17 protein-coding genes and 1 pseudogene are annotated in these 21,557 nt (G+C 42.7%); 5 read left to right on the plus strand and 13 right to left on the minus strand.

Going from position 1 to position 21,557, the window contains the following annotated elements:
- The first annotated feature begins 3 nt into the window (after positions 1–3).
- Positions 4–716, plus strand: a pseudogene (locus FGM00_RS04810) (pirin family protein).
- Positions 717–836: 120 nt separating this feature from the next.
- Here the strand turns inward: FGM00_RS04810 and FGM00_RS04815 are convergent.
- From FGM00_RS04815 to FGM00_RS04855, 9 genes are all read right to left on the minus strand, one after another.
- Positions 837–2,204: an NAD-dependent succinate-semialdehyde dehydrogenase gene (locus FGM00_RS04815; protein ID WP_138851815.1), complete on the minus strand. Its 1,368-nt coding sequence runs from the start codon at positions 2,202–2,204 to the stop codon at positions 837–839.
- Between the two features lie 2 nt (positions 2,205–2,206).
- Positions 2,207–3,868 (minus strand): acetolactate synthase large subunit, encoded by a 1,662-nt coding sequence (locus tag FGM00_RS04820; RefSeq protein ID WP_138851816.1) that lies wholly within the window; start codon positions 3,866–3,868, stop codon positions 2,207–2,209.
- Between the two features lie 98 nt (positions 3,869–3,966).
- The gene (locus FGM00_RS04825) at positions 3,967–4,851 is read right to left on the minus strand and encodes a phytanoyl-CoA dioxygenase family protein (protein ID WP_138851817.1); all 885 of its coding nucleotides are present in this window, start codon (positions 4,849–4,851) and stop codon (positions 3,967–3,969) included.
- Between the two features lie 204 nt (positions 4,852–5,055).
- On the minus strand, positions 5,056–6,240 hold the full coding sequence (locus FGM00_RS04830; RefSeq protein WP_138851818.1) for an MFS transporter: 1,185 nt from the start codon (positions 6,238–6,240) through the stop codon (positions 5,056–5,058).
- Position 6,241: 1 nt separating this feature from the next.
- A complete protein-coding gene (locus FGM00_RS04835; RefSeq protein ID WP_138851819.1) occupies positions 6,242–6,796 on the minus strand; it encodes a nuclear transport factor 2 family protein in 555 nt (184 codons plus the stop codon).
- A gap of 47 nt (positions 6,797–6,843) precedes the next feature.
- Positions 6,844–8,247, minus strand: a complete 1,404-nt coding sequence (locus FGM00_RS04840) for an alginate export family protein (RefSeq protein WP_138851820.1) — start codon at positions 8,245–8,247, stop codon at positions 6,844–6,846.
- A gap of 33 nt (positions 8,248–8,280) precedes the next feature.
- Positions 8,281–9,141 carry an alpha/beta fold hydrolase gene (locus FGM00_RS04845; protein ID WP_138851821.1) on the minus strand — a complete coding sequence of 287 codons (861 nt, stop codon included), beginning with the start codon at positions 9,139–9,141 and terminating at the stop codon, positions 8,281–8,283.
- A gap of 92 nt (positions 9,142–9,233) precedes the next feature.
- On the minus strand, positions 9,234–9,476 hold the full coding sequence (locus FGM00_RS20130) for a DUF2798 domain-containing protein (protein ID WP_138851822.1): 243 nt from the start codon (positions 9,474–9,476) through the stop codon (positions 9,234–9,236).
- A gap of 10 nt (positions 9,477–9,486) precedes the next feature.
- On the minus strand, positions 9,487–10,113 hold the full coding sequence (locus FGM00_RS04855; protein WP_138851823.1) for an isochorismatase family protein: 627 nt from the start codon (positions 10,111–10,113) through the stop codon (positions 9,487–9,489).
- Positions 10,114–10,858: 745 nt separating this feature from the next.
- On the opposite strand from FGM00_RS04855, the gene FGM00_RS04860 reads away from it, so the two are divergent.
- Positions 10,859–11,485 (plus strand): DUF2652 domain-containing protein, encoded by a 627-nt coding sequence (locus tag FGM00_RS04860; RefSeq protein ID WP_138851824.1) that lies wholly within the window; start codon positions 10,859–10,861, stop codon positions 11,483–11,485.
- Positions 11,486–11,537: 52 nt separating this feature from the next.
- On the opposite strand, the gene FGM00_RS04865 is transcribed toward FGM00_RS04860, so the two are convergent.
- Positions 11,538–11,846, minus strand: a complete 309-nt coding sequence (locus FGM00_RS04865) for a phosphoribosylpyrophosphate synthetase (RefSeq protein ID WP_138851825.1) — start codon at positions 11,844–11,846, stop codon at positions 11,538–11,540.
- A gap of 411 nt (positions 11,847–12,257) precedes the next feature.
- Here FGM00_RS04865 and FGM00_RS04870 point away from each other — a divergent pair, with 411 nt between their 5' ends.
- The 3 genes from FGM00_RS04870 to FGM00_RS04880 are packed head-to-tail and all read left to right on the plus strand — an operon-like array spanning position 12,258 to position 18,009.
- Complete coding sequence (locus FGM00_RS04870; protein ID WP_138851826.1) at positions 12,258–13,370, plus strand: efflux RND transporter periplasmic adaptor subunit; 1,113 nt, start codon at positions 12,258–12,260, stop codon at positions 13,368–13,370.
- A gap of 6 nt (positions 13,371–13,376) precedes the next feature.
- Complete coding sequence (locus FGM00_RS04875; RefSeq protein WP_138851827.1) at positions 13,377–16,538, plus strand: efflux RND transporter permease subunit; 3,162 nt, start codon at positions 13,377–13,379, stop codon at positions 16,536–16,538.
- Positions 16,528–18,009, plus strand: coding sequence for a TolC family protein (locus tag FGM00_RS04880; RefSeq protein WP_138851828.1), 1,482 nt, complete (start codon positions 16,528–16,530; stop codon positions 18,007–18,009). Before FGM00_RS04875 ends, FGM00_RS04880 begins: the two co-directional genes overlap by 11 nt.
- 130 nt (positions 18,010–18,139) lie before the next feature.
- Here FGM00_RS04880 and FGM00_RS04885 read toward each other — a convergent pair whose 3' ends face one another.
- Genes FGM00_RS04885 through FGM00_RS04895 form a run of 3 tightly spaced genes read right to left on the minus strand, consistent with a single transcriptional unit; the run spans position 18,140 to position 21,553 of the window.
- Complete coding sequence (locus tag FGM00_RS04885) at positions 18,140–19,504, minus strand: alginate export family protein (protein ID WP_138851829.1); 1,365 nt, start codon at positions 19,502–19,504, stop codon at positions 18,140–18,142.
- A complete protein-coding gene (locus tag FGM00_RS04890; RefSeq protein WP_138851830.1) occupies positions 19,497–20,138 on the minus strand; it encodes an SCO family protein in 642 nt (213 codons plus the stop codon). Before FGM00_RS04890 ends, FGM00_RS04885 begins: the two co-directional genes overlap by 8 nt.
- Positions 20,135–21,553, minus strand: coding sequence for a tyrosinase family protein (locus tag FGM00_RS04895; RefSeq protein ID WP_138851831.1), 1,419 nt, complete (start codon positions 21,551–21,553; stop codon positions 20,135–20,137). The genes FGM00_RS04890 and FGM00_RS04895 overlap by 4 nt, the downstream gene beginning before the upstream one ends.
- Positions 21,554–21,557: the final 4 nt, after the last annotated feature.

Raw genomic sequence — 21,557 nt, forward strand, 5'->3', positions numbered from 1 at the left:
AATATGAAAACAACACTTTATAAAGCCGAATCAAGAGGCCATGGCAATCATGGATGGCTCAAGAGTTATCACTCTTTTAGCTTTGCCAATTATTATGATCCGAAACGAATGGGTTTTGGTGTTCTTCAGGTTTTGAACGATGATGAAGTAGCGCCAGGCATGGGTTTCGGTACCCATGGGCATAGCAATATGGAAATCATTTCGATACCTTTGGAAGGTGATTTAGAGCATAAAGACGATATGGGCAATACTACGGTCATTCGTAGCGGGGATATTCAGGTCATGAGTGCCGGTACTGGCGTTAAGCACAGTGAATATAATCATAGTAAAGACAATACGGTAAAATTTCTACAGATATGGATAGTGCCAAAAAAGGCCAATGTCGAACCTCGATATGACCAAATATCATTAGATGAAGAAGACCTAAGAAATCAGCTTTGCCAAATAGTATCCCCTAATTCAGATGATGACGGTATTTGATCCATCAGGATGCTTGGTTTCATCTCGGGTACTTCGATAAGTCTACCCGACTTGAATATATATTGAAGAAGAAATCCAATGGCGTTTATGCTTTTTTGTTGGAAGGAACTTGTTCCATAAATAATGAGAAGTTGGGAAAACGGGATGCCCTTTCGCTAGAAGATGTCACCACATTCAGTCTGGACATGGAAGCTTATTCAAGGATACTCCTGTTAGAGGTGCCAATGTCAAATTAGTACTTGTTAGAACATCACAAATTCCATTAGAACAAAGAACGGAGCGAATAAGATTTGCTTCAGTGCAATCCGTTATAACCTTTATTGAAGCCGTTGATTATGGTAATTCGGAAGTATCGTTTAATCAATCCAGACCGATTTTGTATTTACAAATTCCCGAATGCCATAACCCGAAAGTTCCCTCCCGTAGCCACTGTTTTTAATGCCCCCGAACGGTAGTCTTGGATCTGACACGACCAGCTTATTCACGAAGCTACTGCCAGCCTCCAATTGCAGGGCAACTTTTTCACCTCTTTCAGTATTTCCGGTGATGACACCCGAGCCCAATCCGTATTGGGAATTATTCGCTAGTTCAATAGCATGCGCTTCGTTCTTCGCTTTGATTACGGAGGCTACCGGTCCAAAAAGTTCAACATCAAAAGCCTCCATTCCCGGTTTCAAGTCGGCAAGAATGGTCGCCGGATAGTAAGCGCCTTTACCTTCAGGAATGTTTCCGCCCAAAACCAACCGACCTCCTTGAGAGATGGTTTTCTGTACTTGCTCATGGATTTCATCGCGTAAATCGTGCCGGGCCATCGGCCCGTAATAGGTATCCTCATCCGTGGGTTTGCCCATCTTTGCCTTCTTCATCTTTTCCGTAAATCGGTGCAAAAAGTCATCGTAGATAGCATCCAGTACTATAAAACGCTTGGCCGCGATACAGGTTTGACCGTTATTCTGTAGTCTACCATAGGTCGCCAAGTCGGTGGCCTTCTCCAAATCCGCATCGTCTAGAATGATATAGGCATCACTTCCACCGAGCTCCATAACGGTCTTTTTCAGATTTTGTCCTGCTATAGAGGCTACTGAACGCCCTGCGGGGTCACTGCCGGTCAATGTGACGGCAACGATGTTCTCATCCTCGATTATTTTTTTCACTTGTTTTGATCCGATGTTCAGGTTGGTGAATATCCCTTTTGGGAATCCCGCTTGCGAAAAAGCTTTCTCCAAAGCCTCCGCACAGCCTTGAACATTGGAGGCATGCTTTAAAACTCCGGTATTTCCTGCCATTATAGCCGGCACCGCAAAACGAATCACTTGATAGAAAGGGAAGTTCCAGGGCATGACGGCAAGAATCACACCTATTGGCTGAAACGTCACATAGCTTTTCGCCGCCTCGGTTTCCACTTTTTCATTCGCCAGTAGCTTCTTAGTGTTATCAGCGTAATAGCGGCATATCAAGGCACATTTCTCCAATTCCTTTCGAGCCTGACCAATGGTCTTGCCCATTTCTTGGGTGGCCAATTTTGCATATTCTTCCTTCTTTTCTTCCATCACTTCCGCCAACTTGTACATCATCGCCGCCCGTTCCTCGTAACTATTTTCTTTCCAAAGCTTAAAGGCACTATTGGCTTGCTGTACTTTTTCAAGAGCGGTTTCATCGGAAATTCGGGCATATTGCGCTACTTTTTCACCCGTAGCGGGGTCTATAATTTCAGCATAATCCATTATCAATCTTTCTTTAGGTTCTGCGAGTATTCTTTAATAAGAACATTCAATATTTTATGGTTCAAGGAGTAATCTACGGCGAGGTCTATCAAGTGAACCCCGGTTGCGTGTAGACAGCTTTTTAAGGTCTTTTCAAAATCCTCAACAGAATTTGGTCTATGGCCTCTGGCGCCAAAACTTTCCGCATACTTTACGAAATCTGGATTGCCGTAGTCCAATCCGTATTTCGGGAAACCTTCGCCTTCTTGCTTCCATTGGATCATTCCATAGGCGTTATCATTCAATATAATTACAACCAAATCAAGTTGAAGGCGAACGGCGGTTTCCATTTCCTGCGAATTCATCATAAAACCGCCATCACCGTTGACTGAGATAACTTTTTTATCGGGATTCAGTTCTTTCGCCATTAGGGCGGATGCCAAACCTGCACCCATAGTAGCCAGGGCATTATCAAGAATAAGGCTATTCTGCTTGTAGGCGGGATAGTTGCGTGCAAACCATAACTTATAAATTCCATTATCCAAGGTCACGATACCATCTTCCGGAAGCATATCACGTATGATTTTGACCAAACGTTGTGGTAAGATTGGAAACCGGTCGTCCTTTTCATACTTGGTAAGACGTTTTGAGACCTTGTCTCGAATAGCGAGGAAAAAATCGGTATCCCAACTTTTTGAATCGGCAACCAAGGCCTTTGTCAATTGGTGTACACTGTCCGCAATATCACCGATGACATTGAATTGGGGGAAGTAGACTTCGTCGATTTCGGCCGCAAAGAAGTTGATATGAATCACTTTTCGTTCGTCTTCGGGATTCATAAAAAACGGCGGCTTTTCAATCGTGTCATGGCCCACATTGATAATCAGGTCCGCCTCGTCAATCGCTTCATGTAAGAAATCATAGTCCGATAATGCAGCTGTTCCTAAGTATAAGGGATGTCTTTCGTCTATGATACCCTTACCCATTTGGGTGTTGAAAAAGGGAATTCCCAATCTTTCCACGAATTCCGTAAGTGCCGTACTAGCTCTCTTCCTATTGGCTCCGGCGCCAATCAACAACAATGGCTTTTTGGCGGCAAGTATCATCTTAGCAGCCTCTCGAATCGTTTCGGGTCCTGCATTCGGAATTCTATAGTTCACCACCTTGAACAACTTTGGGTCGGATACTTCTTCTTGTGCAATATCCTCCGGGAGTTCTATATGCACTGCACCGGGTCGTTCTTCGGTCGACAACCTGAAGGCTTCTCGAATGATTGACGGAATGTGTTCCGCATGGGTTACTTGCTTCGTAAACTTTGTTAGTGGCTGCATCATCTCCACGACATCGATGATCTGAAATTTACCCTGCTTGCTTTTTTTGATAGGTTTTTGCCCCGTAATCATGACCAAGGGCATCGCCCCCAATTGTGCATAAGCGGCCGGTGTCACAAGATTAGTCGCACCTGGCCCCAAAGTGGCCAAACAGACACCAGGTTTTCCGGTTAACCTTCCATACGTCGCGGCCATAAAACCGGCACCTTGCTCGTGTCGGGTAAGTACGAATTTGATTTTATCGGATTTTCTGAGCGACTCCAAAAAATCGAGATTTTCCTCCCCGGGTAGTCCGAAAATATATTCAACTCCCTCATTTTCCAGAGCACTAATACATAAGTCCGATGCTTTCATTTAAATTTCTTTAATACTAATTTCTAATTCACCCTTACTTGTCAACCGACCTTCTATCCATGCTTTGAAAAGGATTTTTCGGACATTCTATTTGGATTTTAATTTGGCTCAAAAAGTAGTGGGAAGAATTTTCCCTGCATTTTGTCACCCTTCGGAACCGGAGGTACGCCCGCCAACAACTCATCATTCGTATTGCTGACCGTACCATCGGCAAAAACATTTAGTACAAAGGCCCTGCGGCTCCTATTGGATTTGTTCTCGTAAGAACCATGAACCATCAAGGGATGATGAAAGGTTGCGTACCCTTTTTTCAACGCTATGGCCACGGGATTCTTAAATTGTTCCTTTTGTTCTTCGTTCAAGTAATTTATCAGGCCGTTCATATCACCAGCCAATGGCGGGGCATCTAATAGTCCCCATTTATGGCTTTTGGGAATATAATGCAAACATCCGTTTTCCGTATTTGCGTCATCCAACCCTGTCCAACAAGTGAGGTGTTGCATGGCGATGGTTCTTGTCCAGTACGAATAATCTTGATGCCAGGCTACTACACCACCGTGTTCTGCCGGTTTGCAAAATAACTGGTCGTGCCAAAAGCGAACGGGCTTGTTTTCCAATAGCTGATGGGCCGCCATGACAAAGGCCGGATTCCATAGCACATCGTGAAACCCTTCGGTAATACGCCAATGACCCAAGGAATGGAATAGGACCGAATTCGGGTCTTCGGATTCATTACTATGAAATTCATAGAACAGTTCGTGTGCGGGATGTTCGGGATCCAGTATTTCCCTCAATTCCTTTCGCAATTTTTCGACTTGTTCATTACTTAAGAGCTTTATGCCCGATACATAGCCCTCTTCATGAAAATGATTCACCTGTTCGTCGGTCAATCGGTATTGCTGCCATTCTTCCTTTGAATTTGGCCAATCAAAAATGTTCGAGATCAAATGATGTTTCTCCGCTAAATCCTTTATTTTTTGCATATTTAAATTGACTTGTTTCAGACCTGTCACATCATATTCCAGGACGTTTCGTGTTGATGTATCTTTTTGGCCTTTTTCGCTTTACTCATTCTGTAGGCTCAAAATATACATTACTTAAATATAGCGAAGATTCTACTAGAAACGATTGTCTTTTCTGCATATTAGTGTAGCATCCTTTTGAAACCGAATATTTGCAGACCCTTACTATGATTTAAGCTTGAGCAGCGTATTGTCGTTCGTAGTTATATTGTATATAAAAAAGCCTACGCCCATCGTTGCCATGGCCAAACCGGCGTACAAAAATGCCGAATTCATAGTTGTGGCATCGGCCAAGGGTTGAATTAAAATTGGGGAAAAGAACTGCCCTAAAAACATAAATGCCGAGAGCAAGCCCATAATCGTTCCGCGCACTCTATTGGGTGCTACGTTCATTACTAAGGCGGTCGTGTTTGGCATTATGAGCCCATTTCCAAATCCGGCTATGAACAGACTGGCCGTAATCCCGATGAAGGTGTCGAATGACGCTATGAGTACATATCCAGTACCCATGATCAGAAACGATGCCATATATAACCAGGAGGTATGAAAATTTGTATTCAGCTTTTTGTAAGCCAAGGATGAAATAGCTCCCGATAGCGTTCCTGCTGCAATGGCCAAGCCGACTTTAGTGCTACTTACTCCGATTTTGTTCAATATGAACGGTACTTGTACCGGCATCATGTAAAAGAACACCATGGTTACGAAAATCAAAAGTAGGAGAAATAGTATGGCATTACGTGGTTTAGGTTCTATGCTTTTTAGATTGGCTGATTCATCGCTTTCCATTTTTTCAGGTTCTTTAATGAACCGTATGGCCGGTATGACTATCAATAGGGATAACCCGTATATGAAGAACGGACCTCTCCAACTCATTTCGGCTAGCACTCCACCTAGACTAATAAATAGGATGCCACCAATGGCCATGGCCGCCGCTTGCTGCCCCAAGAAATTACTACGCTCTTCGCCTTCGAAATAGTCAGCTATTAATGTGGAGGTCACGGTCATAACGATAGCTACGGCGATGCCTAACAGTCCTCTGCTGACTAAAATCCACATGAGACTGTCGACCAGACCGCCCAGACTTCCCCCGATTCCATAGAGTATAAGTGAAACTATCAAGAGTGTTTTTCGGCCGATTTTATCTACCGCGACACCGGCGATAGGTGATATGATGGCTATGAACAGTGCAGGTAATGTGAGTATGAGTTTAGAAAGAAAATCCGAATCCGGATTGTCCGAAAAGGTTTCCTTTATCAAGGGTAGGGAAGCAGCAATAGTGGCCCCAGACATAACGGTAAGAGTACTGGATGCGAGAAGTGTGATTTTAACGAATTTGACGTTGATTTTCATGCTATTGGTTTTCGACCCTTTGAAATGCTTGGCCGGCCAACGCCGTTGTGTCTAGGTAAATAACCTTATACTCGCGGGTTTTAAACAACCATTTTCCGTCCTTCTTGATAAGGCTATCCTTATAACTAGCGATATTGTAATTACTCATTTTGGCATTCCTCGCGATTTCGTTGAGATAGAAATTTGCTGTGGCCGTCTTGCCATCCTCGGAAAGATCGACATTAAAACTGGTATTGAGCTGTACGAAAAACTCCCAATCCGATAGTAAGTTTTCAAAGGCATTGGCGATACTATCACGACCTTTAAAGGTCTTATTGATGGGTGGCCCAATGATCCATTTACTATTTTCTGCCCATAGACTTTGAAAAAGTTTCTTGTCTTGTAGTGCCGCAGCATCGGAGTAGACGTTGCTTAAAGCGACAATCTGTTCCTTATCCCTAAATCGTTCGAACTCTGTTTTTAGTTCCAAAAACTCCTTACGTTCTACGCTGGAATTTGTGCAAGCGACACCTACCATTGTACAGGCTAAGAGCAAAATGCTTTTATTTAGTTTCATATGTTATCTATTTGAATATATAATGCGTTGTAATGTGATACTATCATCTAGAACCGAAATAGGAATGTGAGATTTAAAAAATCGCTGATTTCCATGGGCGTTGGGTTATCACGGACAAAACCGCCCGAATAGAAACGTGAATAATTTATTGTTGAGCTCATATAAGGATTGAAAGTATAGGTGAGTTGGAAATTCAACTGGCTCCCTAGAAATTCTTTCTCCAGTCCATCAGGTTCTAACAAAGGCATGCCGTTTCCTCCAATGTAAAGACCGTCCTCGACTGAGGTACGCCAATACCAGGCCCAGTCCACCAATAAGTTAAAATCATTTTCCTTAGCTATTGTGAAACTTGGGTGAATGTCCCAAAAGTTGGAGGCGTAAAGTGCTCCCGCGCCCCGATAATACCCTTGTCGTGGGTACATGGGATTGAAGGAGTTCAATTTAGTATCGGTAGAATCACGGTCACCTGTGAAATAATCGACTTTTAGGCCTATTCTTTTAGTGATGGAAGCCTTGGGATAAAAGGTATATCCCGTTTCCCCATAAAAACCAAAGGCGGCGATATTACTTTCTCCCACGGTCCCGAACTGGCCGATGGCCTCTACATCATAGTCCCATTTCCCTTTAATGTTGTACAATCTAAGGCCAAGGGAATGTCTAGTTTCTTCGCCTTCCGCATTAAAAAATTGAGAGATTTCGTCGATAAACCCAAAGTAATGTAGATCAATATTGCTATCTAGAATTTCAGCGGTATTCGACTGGGCGTAGACTCCCAAAAAGGTTTCTTCGGAATCCAAGATAGGATTGTCGAGAACTCCGGGTTGGTTATTTCCATATTTCGTCAAGAACCCATCTACCTTCCAACGAGAAGTTTCATAAATTAGCTTAATGCCTTCCCAATAGTGCCGTACGTTCGGCCCTTCCCTAATGGTGACCATTCGGCCCCTGCCGTAATTGAGTTCTTGTCTACCTAAGCGAGCTGTAAGAGATTCACTTCCGGTATCTATAAACTTATAGTCGGCGAAAAGATTGAGCAAAAAGAGTTCGTCCCTATCGATTACTCGCGCAGGAGTTTCCTTAAAAAGTTCAAAGCCCGATGCGGGCTGCACAAAAAATCTAAAGCGATTTCCCAAATGCAAATCTGCGTGTGCCATTAGCCGCGTTAAAAGAAATCCCTCCCCTTCATCTTGGCGATTATGAATACTTTCGTAAAAAGACCTCAATTCACCACCAAAAGATACGTAGGATGAACCCTCGGCATTCAATCGTATGAATTTGATGGTATCGAAAGGAGCAGTTGCCTTAGAACTGTCTTTTAGGAACCCATAGTTTTCTAAATAACGTATAGGTAATATAGGAGGTCTAACGTCCGCTATTTCTTGTGCTTGAGTTTTGGAAAACCATAAGGAAATCAAGATGAGTAGTAGAATGCATTTTTCGAACTTTGACATAAGTCTTGATGGGCAGATTACTTTTTAAATAATCTATTTGTAAAATTTCAGCAGTTGTTCTAACAAATCCTCTGGTTTTTCCTCTGCGATCATATGCCCACAATCAGGTATAATACCTCCCTCTATCCTCTCACAATACGGCTCTAATTGAGAATGGGTATATGATGATCCGTATTCACCACCCAAGGCTAGTACCGCTACAGTGATTTTTCCATTTTCAATGGCCTCGGCAATTTGATCAGTGGTTTCTAAGGCATCACGGTACCAACCAACACTTCCCCGAATTCCAGCGCTGTTCGCATAAGTTCGCATATATTCATCCATGTCCTCCTCACTGACCGCTGCGGGATTATACAACATCAATCCGTGCAAATAGCTCCAAAACTCACGTTCTTTACCAAGAATCAGGGTTTCAGGTAAATCAATCGCGGAATTGAAGCCGAAATGCCAATATCCACCGTGATTTTCTCTATTATATGTTGTGAATTTATGGAGATTGACGCTCGGTAGAGGCTCATCCATATAAGTTATCGATGCCAGTTCTTCGGGAAATTTGGCCGCATAGAGAAATGTAGGTAAAGCGCCCATATCCCAACCTACAACATTAACTTTTTCCGTGATCTGCAGCTGTTTTAAAATTGCTCTTAAATCTTCTACCAGATTCAGGCCGTCATATCCGTTGTTCGGTTTATCGCTATCGCCATAACCTCGCATGTCAGGACATATGACCATATAACCGTTTTCTACCAATTTTGGAGCAACTTTACGCCAAGTATATGATGTTCCCAACCAACCGTGTACTAAAAGAATTACTTTTCCTTCACCGGCTTTTCTTATATGCAATCGGGTGTTGTTTACGAATAATTTAATATGTTCAAAATTTTCAAATGTCATCTTTGCTATTTTTCAGTTTGTTATTTATCGTCCAATATTGGAATAAAGTATGCACCAATCGAATTCCATTAGGCCAGCCGGTTGAAGTGCCTTTAGTTGTCTTTTGATTCATACGCTAAAAGTTTTGTGATGCGTTGAACTAATGGCATTGTTATGAAAACAATTGGAAGCACTATTATCCATGTTCTGAAAAAGTTTCTTAGCCATGTGGAAACAAAACTCTCGATGAATCCCTTGTCGAGCCAAAGCATTATCGCCGAAAGTGAGGCGCCTATGAACAAGGTCATCAGTAGCATAAAAATCGGCATGTAGTATTTCGAAGGAAGTTTCTTCATCTACGGCTATTTAATTCTGATAAGACTGAAAAAAGCCACCCCAGGCACTGTGTTCCTGATATAATTTGCCGATCGCTTCACCTTCAGGAGTTTCCCAGTCACCCATCAATTCAGAGGCTAGTGTGCCCCATGATACCATTGTGGCTCCCGCTTGGGTCATTCTGAGCATGGCTGCGTGCTCCACTAGTTTCTGATCGCTACCTGAGGCATCTACGACCACATATACTTGGTAACCATTTCGAAGAAGATCCAAAGTCAAAAGTTGCGTGCAGATATCCAATGAGATTCCGCCAACAATAATCTTTTGCCTTCCAATCTTCTCGATTTCCTCCTTAAATTTAGGCTCGTCCCAAGCGCTAGGCGTGTGGCGTTCTACACGGATACCATTTTCTAGATGCTCGCTGACCAAAGGATAGAAATTACCTCTAAAACCTGTATCCTCCCCCAAAACAATGGTCGGCATTTTAAAAATCTCTGTAAGCTTCGCTAACGCGGTTGCATTATTCACGAACGTCGCTTTTTCAATGGTACGAAGACCAGGATCGAACCCGGTCAAATAGTCTACCATAACGAATGTGGAATTTTTTGGAGTTAGCTTTTCCGTGTATGTCAGTCGGACTGAATTATCGTTGTTCATTGCACTATCATTTTAGGGGGCAAAAAGTCTTACCCTGTTATTTAACCGTAAAGTTGATAGAAAACGAGATTTCGATAGTGTCCATTTTTCAAGGGAGTGTAGCACTTTTTCAGTATAAGAATTTTATGGGAGCTACACTGTTGCAAGTCTGTGACTTCTCAGCCTCAATCGTTCGCTGTCTCTATCTTCGAAGGGCCTGGATTATCACTTTACATCCGAATCATATTTGAATCAGTATACTTCCTAATCCTACTCATTTCCAGAAAAACAATCAATTGGAGAGCACTTCATGATTCTTTTGTCATTTTTGATTGAGCGCACTAGCCGTAATAATTGCAATGCCCTTAAAAAGATTCATCAAGGAATTATTTTGTAGCGAAAATAAACGGTCGGTTCTCTGAAAATTCTACATTCTGTCAATTTTCGAGGGGTTGAATCTGGCTGCAAGTAGAAATACTGAAATGCTTAGAATTATTAATTTTACAGGCGTGACATCATAGATGATTACTTTGAAAAGTGAATCTCTCATAATAGCTTATTATCCCGCTACACAGAGCTGAAATGGCTAAGACTTTTACCCTGTAACACCTCTAAGATTCCAAGTAGATTTCGTACTCGTCCTACCTCGCTGATTTGGTTTTTAGATAATTAGCCACTTCAAGAATTAAAAAGTAACATTATTTAGGCGTTAAGTCCTATCAAACAGTCCATAGAAGTAATTATCTTATCGGTCTTAATGAGAAGTATGAAAAACGAAACTTTTAAGGCAAGCCCGACCCTATTATGTATACCTGATATCAGTGGTTTTACGAAGTTTATGACCGAAGTGGATTTTAAAGTCAGCTCGCAAATAATCCCGTCTTTGTTGAACAATATTATCTACACCAATTCTTTAGGGTTCAAGGTCTCTGAAATAGAAGGGGATGCCATTCTTTTCTATAAACAGGGTGTGCTTCCAGAATTTGATGACTTGGTAGACCAGTGTAAACTTTTTTATAAGGAGTTTTACGAAGCTATGTTCGCCATTGCAAGTGATTTTAGCAAAGAACGCAAAGCTCACAAAACCCCAGATATGCTGGGCTTAAAAATCATTGTTCATTATTCGGAACAAATTGGAATGGCGCAAGTAGGTACGCACATAAAACTAATGGGCGAAGATGTCATTGTAGCACATCGGTTTCTAAAAAATTCGCTCAAGGAAAATGAGTATCTGCTTTTTTCCGATGCAACGATGAATCAATATAGCGAAAAAGAAATGTCCTCGGCTCTCAACTGGCATGTGGTCAAGCAAAGTTCCATCGTTGAAAAAGATTTAGGTGAAATTCCCTTTAGCTATATTGATTTGACACCGCTAGTGCCTACTGGCAACTAGTACAGGGCGCAAACCATGAAATAAGATATCGTCTTGGTGATGTTTTAGAAGACTATGGTGTAAACCTTAGCTTTTGTAGCATCTCAGCACTAGGAGGTTCGCTATACGCGCCATAGGCATCGATCAGTATTCCTTTAAGCTGATATCTTTTCGAGGAAATGGCATAGAGCACCGATTCGTCAGACGGGTTCGTGTTGCCGTCAAAACGATAATAACCATCTACCGTAAATTCTTCCGGTGCTATTTGATGATGGGGTTCCTTACATTCCAAAAAAGATTTTTGAAGATTGAAATCCTTATCATACCCCAGCATTTTGAGGTCATTGATGGCGTCTACCAAACTATCATATCCTTTCTTCATCCTTAAGATTTTCTTTGTTTCTACTTTGCTCTACCTAGAAAACTCCTTTTTTTAAAAACCACCTACCATAAACGATAGATGGTTTTAACCAACCAACCAAACTATTTTTTTGATGACAACATAATTCAAACCCACTACTACTTTAGCTGCCGGAATTATGATTGAAATACGCTTCAAATTTCTGATATCATTCAAGCCGGTCGTTATACTTTTTACACTGTTTATAGTCATAATTCCGTGTCTAACATAAAACGTCGGTCGGTTTGTGAACGCCGCAAACCCCGTATCACTTTAAAAAGTAATATCAAATCACTAATTATTGCTCTATTGAAGTACGTTGTTCTTGGGATATTTGGTGCTTCAGGATATTCAATCAGTATTGAAGAACCTTTGATCTAAAAACGCGATTTGATGATACGATATGTTTACATTTTTTTGATTTCTTTCCTTATCTCTTGTTCCGGTGGGAAAGAGGGTCAACAGGAACGGCCACTGCAATCCTTACCGGTAATAGAGGTCCAAAAGCAAGATGTAGTCGGTTATAAAATGATAACGGCCAATATAGAAGGGACGGTGAACGATGAAGTCAGACCAAAAATATCCGGTTATATCACTAATGTTTATATAGATGAAGGGCAGAGAGTCAAAAAAGGACAACTGCTTTTTAAGTTGGAGACCCTCTCGGTAAGTCAAGACGCGTTGGCCGCAAAAGCTGATTTGGAGTCTACTTCCATAGAGGTAGAGAAGATTAAGCCCTTGGTCAAAGAAGGTATTATCAGCGAAAGGGAATTGGAGACGGCAATTGCCTTGCAGTCAAGTTCTCGAGCTACCTATAACAGTGTTCTTGCGCAAGCCGATTATGGTAATGTGCGCGCATCGGTAAATGGTATTGTAGGAGAGATTCCATTTCGGGTGGGTAGTCTGGTCAGTCCCAATGATGCGGAACCCTTAACGACCCTGTCGGAATTGAATGAAGTCTATGCCTATTATGCCATGAATGAAAAGGACTATCTCACCTTTTTAAGGGATACCGAAGGAAATTCTACTCAGGAGAAAATCAAAAATTTCCCAAAGGTGAAATTGGTACTTGCCGATGACACTGAATATGAAGAAGAAGGTACGGTGGAAACTACGACCGGACAAATAGATACGCAAACCGGTACGATAAGTTTCCGGGCGCGTTTTTCGAACCCGAAAGGATTATTGACGAACGGAAATAGTGGATATGTGAAAATACCACAATATTACAAAGACGTACTCGTGGTTCCGGAGCAATCAACCTTTGAAGAGCAAACTATTGTCTATGTATATACGGTAAAAGCGTCGGATACGGTACAGCAAAAAGCGGTTAAGCCTTTGACCCGTATCAATAACCTCCTTTTGATAGCAGAAGGACTTGGTGAAGGTGATAAAATCGTAGGCAAGGGATTGTCGAAAATAAGGGATGGCGCCGCAATAAAGCCAATACCCACCCCATTTGACTCAGTGGCTACTTCAACCAAGAGAATTTTCAAATCTAATTAACGTCAAATGCTAAATACTTTTATAGAACGCCCTGTATTGTCTACGGTAATTTCGTTGATTATCGTGATTTTGGGGGTACTTGGTCTTCAGAGTCTGCCGGTGACCCAATACCCGGAAATCGCACCGCCAACGATTAGTGTGACGACTTCCTACCCTGGGGCGAGTGCCGAGACTATCTTAGAGAGTGTCATCATTCCGATTGAGGAAGAAGTGAACGGAGTAGAGGGAATGGACTACATCACTTCTACGGCCAGTAATAACGGTACCGCCTCGATCACCGTATATTTCAACCAAGGCGTAGACCCCGATATTGCCGCCGTTAATGTTCAAAACAGGGTCGCTCGTGCCAATAGTCTATTACCAGCAGAGGTTTTGCAGAATGGTGTGATAACGCAAAAGCAACAAGTAAGTGCGCTCATCTATTTTGGACTGTATTCTGAAAATGAGGATTACGACGCTACCTATATTTCAAATTATCTAAATATCAACATTGTCCCGGAACTTTTGCGCATTGATGGTGTTGGAGAGGTGAGTCCGTTTGGAGATAAAAATTATTCCATTAGAATATGGATCAAACCCGAAAAGCTTAGAGCGTATAATCTGGTTCCTGCCGATGTTGTAGCAGCTTTAAATGAACAAAGTATCGAAGCCGCACCCGGAGCGTTGGGTCAAAATTCCGGAGGGGCCTTTGAATATGTCATTCAGTATGAGGGCCGCTTTAAGGACGCCGAGAAGTATGATGACATCGTGATTAAGGCATTGGACAACAATCGCCTACTCAAACTTAAAGACGTAGCGGAAGTGGAATTGGATGCCTATTCCTACAATACCGTTTCCGTATTTGGGGATTATCCTTCCGTAAACGCTGGAATTTTTCAAACGCCGGGCTCCAATGCCCAAGCGATTATTCAAGAAATTCAAGGAAAGTTCGATGAGATGGAAAAGGAGTTTCCAAAAGGATTGAAACTAACAATAAACTATAATATCAACAATTTTCTCGAAGAATCCATTTCGGGTGTAGTCTCAACTTTGATAGAGGCCTTTCTGCTGGTTTTCCTTGTTGTATTTATTTTTCTCCAAAACTGGCGAACTACCCTCATTCCGGCAATCGCCGTTCCTGTCTCCATCGTGGGTACGTTTTTTTTCCTGCTCATCTTCGGGTATTCCATAAATCTATTGACACTGTTCGCCCTCGTACTCGCTATCGGAATCGTGGTAGATGATGCCATTGTGGTGGTCGAAGCCATTCAGGCAAAGTTAGAAGAAGGCGAAAAGGATGTTTTGAAAGCGACAAAAGATGCGATGAGTGAAATTGCGGGAGCGATCATATCCATCACCTTGGTTATGTGCGCGGTATTTGTGCCGGTAACCTTCTTAAGTGGCCCTACCGGGGTGTTTTATCAACAATTCGGTATTACGCTCATCGTAGCCATCATTATTTCTGCTATCAATGCTTTATCCCTTAGTCCAGCGCTGTCGGCTTTATTTTTGAAACCCGAGGAGGAAGAGACTAGCGATAAAAAGGAAAATTTCTTGACAAAGGCGAAGAATCGCTTCAATCAAGGTTTTGATAAACTGACCAAAAAGTATGGGAATACGATTGATTATACATGGAAGCACAAGTGGATCGTTCCATTAGCGCTGGTCGGTGCTGTCGCCGTTCTATATTACTACAACACGTCACTTGCGACGGGTTTTGTCCCGACCGAAGATAGAAGTATTCTATTTGCCAATATTGAACTCCCGCCCGGCGCGTCCTTGGCAAGAACGGCAAAGGCAACGGAAAAATTTGAAAATTTGGCAGCTCAAATACATGGAGTGAAAAGTGTCTCCGTAATCAATGGTCAAAATTTCTTTTCCGGGGCAGGTAGCCCATATGCACTCTCATTTATTGTATTGGATGGATGGGATGAGCGAGAGGCCGATTCCCTTGCCATCGAAAGTATCACTGGTCAACTCTTTGGTGTTGCGGCCCAAGTTGCCGATGCGCAAATGGTATTCTTTCAACCTCCACAGATTCCAGGATTTGGAAATTCAGATGGATTTGTGGTCAATCTGTTGAACGATTCGGAAGCCAGTTTTATCGAACAGGATAGGGTCGCCAAGGAGTTCTCCGGAGCATTGACCCAACGGCCGGAAATTGCGTTTGCCCAAAGTTCTTTTAATACAAGCTTTCCACAGTACACAATGACGTTGAATACCGATAGGATAAAGTTGTCAGGTATCGCCATCAGCGATGTTCTGGCTACGATGCAAGGTTATGTCGGTGGAATTTACGTGAACAATTTTAGTCGGTTTGGTAAGCAATATCGCGTATTTCTTCAGTCTTTGCCGGAAGACAGGGAAGATGTGGCGGATATCAATGAATTGTACATAAAGAACGCAAATGATAAAATGGCTCCTATAGGGGAGTTCGTAACCTTAGAACGTACCTATGGCCCCCAATTCGTAAACAGATTCAATCTCTTTAACTCAGTAACTATTAATGGGTCCACCGGACCGGGCTACAGTACAGGTGAAGCGATTTCGGCAATTCAAGAAGTAGCCGAGAATCTTGAGCAGGGGTACAGTATAGACTTTTCTGGATTAACAAGGACCGAGGTCGATGCCTCGGGAGAGCTTATAACGATATTCGGCCTAAGCCTGCTCTTCGTCTTTCTTTTCCTGGCAGCGCAGTATGAGAGTTATCTAATTCCATTTGCAGTGATCCTGTCGTTGCCAGGAGGTATTGCCGGCGCTTATTTCTTTACGGCGATTTTCGGACTCCAAAGTAACATATACTTTCAGATCGCATTGGTGATGCTTATCGGGCTGTTGGCCAAGAATGCCATTCTGATTGTGGAATTTGCGATTCAAAGAAGAAAAAACGGAGCTTCGATCGTAGACTCCGCCATATCGGGCGCCGAAGTGCGGTTAAGGCCGATTTTAATGACATCCTTGGCATTCGGTGCAGGTATGATTCCATTGGTAATTGCATCTGGTGTGGGTTCAAGGGGAGATAATTCTATAGGTACGGGTGCAGCCGGAGGTATTATCATAGGAACGTTTATCGGAATATTCTTGATACCGTTCCTATACATCGTGTTTCAATCATTACAGGAAAAAATATCAGGCAAACCGATTGCTTCCGAAGAAACGGATAAAAAAAGTATTCCAAATGAGGCTTAAACCACATACATTAAAAATCATAACGATTATCCTGATAGTGCTGGCGTTACAGTCTTGTCTGGTCACAAAAGAATACGTAACCCCGGAAATCGAGATACCTGATAACTTTAGGGATTTTAAGGATAACGATTCCATATCAATGGCCATGATGCCTTGGGAAGAGCTGTTCGAGGATACCGTACTGCGCGATCATATCAACGAGGCCCTGACAACAAATTACGATGCACAACTTGCTTTACAGGATATACTGAGGGCCCAAGCACAATATAAACAGGGAAAGGCGGGATACCTGCCTACCTTATCGCTAGATGGCTCTGCGACTTCCTCGAAATTCAGCGGTAACGGCATTCAGGGACTACAGTTCGGAGGAGGAGATCAAGGAGGGAATCCGGCTGGAGGTTCGAGCAGAATCGAACAGTACAACCTTTCGGGAACCTTAAATTGGGAACTTGATATCTGGGGCGCTATTACCAGTAATAAAAAGGCCACCGCTGCCGCCTATCTCGCTACGGAGGCGGGACAGCGCGTGGTACGAACGGCCTTGATCGCCAACATCGGTACGCTCTATTACGAGTTGATCGCTTTGGACGAACAGTTATTCATTGCCAGGCAAACGGTAGAGGCACGGAAAAATAGCTTCGATATCACACAAAAACTGAAGGAGGCGGGCCGGGAACGTGAGGTCGCCGTACAACAAGCAGGTTCACAATTAAAAATAGCCGAACTTTTGGAATTACAGTTGGAACTGGAAATCAAAACGACCGAAAATGCGTTCAGTATTCTTCTGGGCAAATCCCCAAGGGAAATCGAAAGAGGTGACTTTCGGGAAAGACCACCCAATCTGAATACTTCTGTTAGGTTACCGTCTGCCATTCTAAGAAACCGGCCAGATGTTATCCAAGCGGAGTTCAACCTGATCAACGCCTTCGAGCTGACCAACGTTGCCAAAACCGAGTTTTACCCAAAATTAACCTTGGGAGGAACTGCAGGGTTCAATAGTCTCGATGCAAGCGACTGGATCAGTAGTGCATCGTTTTTCAATGATCTTGTTGCAGGAATTACACATCCCCTGTTGAATAACCGGAAAATAAGGACGGCTTACGAAGTGGCGAAAATCGATCAACAGTCTGCCTTGCTCGAATTCGAGCGAACACTATTGATCAGTTATCAAGAAGTGGCCGACGCCTATCTGACCTATAATTCTATAACGGAGCAATACAATGTTACCGACGAGCAAGTAGATTTTTTAGAGAATGCGTCGAACTACTCGCTGAAATTGTATCAAAACGGTTTTACAAATTATTTAGACGTGCTTATTGCCGATACCAATTTACTAGACGCGCGGATATCATTGATCAACACCCGATTTGCCAAAATCAGTGCTACGATTGAACTGTACAGAGCTCTGGGTGGTGGATGGAACAAGGTAATAGCACCAGAGGTAGTCACGACAGAGACATCCGAGGAATAAATCAAAGATTTAATCTTTTGGGCAGTTGTAATACATTGAGACAACCTATTTAGAAAATCGGTCCCAGAAGCAATGTTCCATAAAATACTTCAGTCTCTAAAATTGCAAGCCCCGGTTATTATCGGGCCAATTAAAATTTAAGCTGCGCTTCGCATAAAAAATGAAGGGTGTTCGTACCGAGACCCGAGGCTTCAATAAAATCCCCACGAATGAGGTAATTCGATTCCATTCCGAAGCTTAATGAAGCAGAAAAATTGTAGGATAAGGCGGCCCCGACTTGATGGGCAATAAATTGTTCATCATTGAGATCTTCGTAGGACAGATTGAGACCGGCACCATAAATTCCATCGTCGGTAGATTCTCTCCAGAAGGCCACATAATCCGTAAAGAAAGTCCATTTATTGGTGCTATAGGTCAGCGAAGGATGGACATCGATAAGATTGGCGGGGCCAAATTGCGCAATTCTTCCGAAATAGGCTCCTCTAGGGTAGAGGGCGTTAAAGGTATTCAGTTCATTGTCCATAGGATTATCATCGCCCGAGATGATTTCGCTTTTCAGGTCAAATGTTAAATTTCCTGACCCTAATGCCATTTTGTAGGCCAAGTTGACTGAGGCGGTCCAGGCGGAGATATCCGTTTCACCAAACTCACCGAATTGGTAGAGGAATTCCGTATTGAAACTCAATTTCGAATGTATGTTTCCGAAATAGCGAAGACCTAGAGAGTGCCTATTTTCTTCCGCTGTTCCTTGTTGGTAGCGAACTTCGTCCTTCCCAAATTTCAGATAGTAGATATCCAGATTTTGGTTTCTTGAACTGTTGGAAAATGTATTGTAGGTTCCGAAAATATATTCATCCCCATCCAAAACATCGTTGTCGAAAGCAAAAGGATTTGTTCCCACTATTTGATAATAGAATGCTTCCAGTTTTATTTTGTCCAGGCGTCGTATCACATTGACACCATCAAAGTAGCGCCGTACATTGGGTCCCTCCCTAAAGGATATAATACGGCTACTGCCATAAGATAGGTTTTCTCGCCCCACCTTAAAGACCCAGTTATCATCGTCATATTTCAAGAAAAGTTGATTGAAAGCAAGTTCATCTCGGTCTACCGGGGATGGATTCTCTTTTGACACTATTGAACTACTGTTCAATTGCGCAAAAAATTGCCAATTATCGTGACGGACATCAGCATGTAACATCAGTCGACCTAAGACCCAACTGTCGGTTGCTCCTTCAATAAAATCCTGGTCATTGAAATATTCGAATTGCGTCCGGTAGCTTCCCCCAAAGGATAGCGAGCCGTTTTCGCCAAACGGAATGAACTTAATCTTGTCGTAGGTATTTCTGTTCTGTACATTTCTTAGAAAGGAGAAATCGTCATATTGACTGAGCACACCATATGCAAAAGGTTTCGGCTCATTTACGACTTGCGCCCCTAATTGATAGAAGAAGAAACCCAATATGAAGAATGTCAGTGCGGCTTTGTTATTCATTGAGTAGGATATCGATATCTGCGATCAGGTCTGATGTACTTTGAACGTTGGTACCATCATAAATACCCCGAATTCTCCGTTTTCTGTCCACGAGGATAAAACTTCCGTCATGAACGAAGCTGTTGAGCGCTAATTCGTCTTTCTTTGCGGTAACATAGTACTCCTTGGCGATTTTATCGATAGCACCATACGAACCCGTAACCAAGTGCCATTTACCGCGGATTGCATCCAGATTTTCTGAATATTCCCTGAGTACCGATACGGAGTCGTTCAGGGTGTCGATTGAATGGGAAAGTATCATAAAATTGTCGTTGTCCCTGAAGTATTCTTGAAGGCGTTGTTTGTTTCCGCTCATTATAGGGCATATGGAAGGGCAGGATGTAAAAAAGAAGTCGGCGATGTAAATTTTATCCGTTACGTCAACCTGTGTAACTTCTTCTCCGTATTGGTTGGTAAAACTAAAGTCGGGAATTTTGGAGCTTTTCAAGCGATTCTCCATCAACTCGAGACGGTTTAGGGAAATATTGTTATTCTCGGAAATTTTTCCTCCGGGTTCGGTAAAGAATACATAGTAAGCCATCATCAGAATACCGATTCCTGTGATTATAATCGCTATTCTTAAAAATCGTATCACGTCAAGAGCTCAAAAGTTATTTCCTCAATCTGCAATGGTTCATCCGGAATATTTCTTCCACGTACTTGAACCGGTTCGAAAAATACTTTGATGGCCTCTTTATTCTGTATTTTTTGGGCTATGCCTTTCGTGATTTCCACATGCATGTATACATCTTTTTCCAGTTTACCTTCTTCAGCGGATACAATAGGAAGAATGGTAAAGGTGCCTATGTACTTGCAATTATCGGCGCTAGGCTCTGTGTTTCCAAATAGAAAAAATACCCTGGAACAGTAAGGCATATAGGGTAATTTCGCCCTTTCAAATTTGAGTCGAACCTGTGTAACCTCGTTTCCGTCCGTTTTCGTAAGCATTTGAACTTTTTGCTCTTCTTCGATGGAAGTGTTGTAGACAGAAGATGCCTTGACCATCTCGTAAGAGGGCACAATAAGGTCTTCCCTTGAATTGTAATCACCATCTGGACTGTTGAAATTCAAATCCTCAAAACGATAGCCCAGTTTTTCAGTATCCAGCACATCTTTCACTTTAATTTCTATGGGCTTACCTTTTTCATCGGTGAAATAAAAGACCTTTTCCAAGAATTCCTCATCGGTCGGATTTTGATGATCGGGATCGGCATCCAACCAAGCTTGCCAGAAACGGTCGCAGTTACCGTGATGACCATAGAAAATAGGATCGTAGCCCGCAGCTACGAAACCGGCCATTTCACCACCGATCCAATTGTGGATGTTATTGTGAAAGCTCTGCTCGGCCATTCCATCAATTTGGGGCTCGCTTCCATCTTTGTAGAACGGATAGCCACCAAAAGTTGAAAACTTCCTTGCCCTTAAAGCTGGCCCCATATTCATAAAATCGAAAGGGATTATGTCATCCGGATTAACACGGCGCGTATCATTGTACAGAGGATTGGAGTCCCCACCTTGATATTGCTCGGGTATACCTGGTTTTTTTGTCCAGTCCCAGTAATGTAGTGCCAGTTTCGGTTCTCGTACCGCATGTTGCAGTTTTTTTTCCAATGTCCACAAATATGTTCTATGCCATGGCCATACATACCAACTATAGTGCACCTGATAACTAAACTCGGTCGTCGCACAGAATTTGGTGTGCAAGGCACCGTTCTCGCTCCATCCAGCTGGGTCCAAGGGCCAATCTGCGCTACGTTTTCTAAGAATACCGATGGCATCTTTAAGAAGTTGTAACTCTGGGTCATCAGCTGACATAGTCGCAATATTCTTACGTGTCACTGTCGTACCTATGTTACCTTTCAACGTAGCTGCCACGGAAGAGATATCCGATTGAGCGTTTACTTCGGCACACGACTGTAACACCGTTGAGCCCAATGAGAGTCCAGTGGCTCCCCATGTAATATTCTTTAAAAATGACCTTCTAGTGTTAAAATTATTCTTAGGTTCCATAGCT

The organism is Aggregatimonas sangjinii (genome assembly GCF_005943945.1).
In the GTDB taxonomy this organism is placed as follows: Bacteria; Bacteroidota; Bacteroidia; order Flavobacteriales; family Flavobacteriaceae; genus Pelagihabitans; species Pelagihabitans sangjinii.